General features: G+C 52.4%; 1 protein-coding gene. It reads left to right on the top strand.

The window, feature by feature from the left end; all coding sequences use genetic code 11:
- Positions 1-63 precede the first annotated feature (63 nt).
- Positions 64-768, top strand: coding sequence for an IS6-like element IS26 family transposase (locus K0778_RS26555; RefSeq protein WP_001067855.1), 705 nt, complete (start codon positions 64-66; stop codon positions 766-768).
- Positions 769-820: the final 52 nt, after the last annotated feature.

Raw genomic sequence — 820 nt, 5'->3', positions numbered from 1 at the left:
GGCACTGTTGCAAATAGTCGGTGGTGATAAACTTATCATCCCCTTTTGCTGATGGAGCTGCACATGAACCCATTCAAAGGCCGGCATTTTCAGCGTGACATCATTCTGTGGGCCGTACGCTGGTACTGCAAATACGGCATCAGTTACCGTGAGCTGCAGGAGATGCTGGCTGAACGCGGAGTGAATGTCGATCACTCCACGATTTACCGCTGGGTTCAGCGTTATGCGCCTGAAATGGAAAAACGGCTGCGCTGGTACTGGCGTAACCCTTCCGATCTTTGCCCGTGGCACATGGATGAAACCTACGTGAAGGTCAATGGCCGCTGGGCGTATCTGTACCGGGCCGTCGACAGCCGGGGCCGCACTGTCGATTTTTATCTCTCCTCCCGTCGTAACAGCAAAGCTGCATACCGGTTTCTGGGTAAAATCCTCAACAACGTGAAGAAGTGGCAGATCCCGCGATTCATCAACACGGATAAAGCGCCCGCCTATGGTCGCGCGCTTGCTCTGCTCAAACGCGAAGGCCGGTGCCCGTCTGACGTTGAACACCGACAGATTAAGTACCGGAACAACGTGATTGAATGCGATCATGGCAAACTGAAACGGATAATCGGCGCCACGCTGGGATTTAAATCCATGAAGACGGCTTACGCCACCATCAAAGGTATTGAGGTGATGCGTGCACTACGCAAAGGCCAGGCCTCAGCATTTTATTATGGTGATCCCCTGGGCGAAATGCGCCTGGTAAGCAGAGTTTTTGAAATGTAAGGCCTTTGAATAAGACAAAAGGCTGCCTCATCGCTAACTTTGCAACAGTGCC

The organism is Escherichia sp. XD33 (assembly GCF_019375075.1).
GTDB classification, from domain to species: Bacteria; Pseudomonadota; Gammaproteobacteria; order Enterobacterales; family Enterobacteriaceae; genus Enterobacter; species Enterobacter flexneri_A.
Note: the sequence above shows the minus strand (reverse complement) of the source record. Positions and strands in the feature narration are given on the sequence as shown.

What these genes read in the sequence shown, in the direction of transcription:
- K0778_RS26555 (WP_001067855.1), top strand. Translation starts at nt 64, where the DNA reads ATGAACCCATTCAAAGGCCGGCATTTTCAGCGTGACATCATTCTGTGG.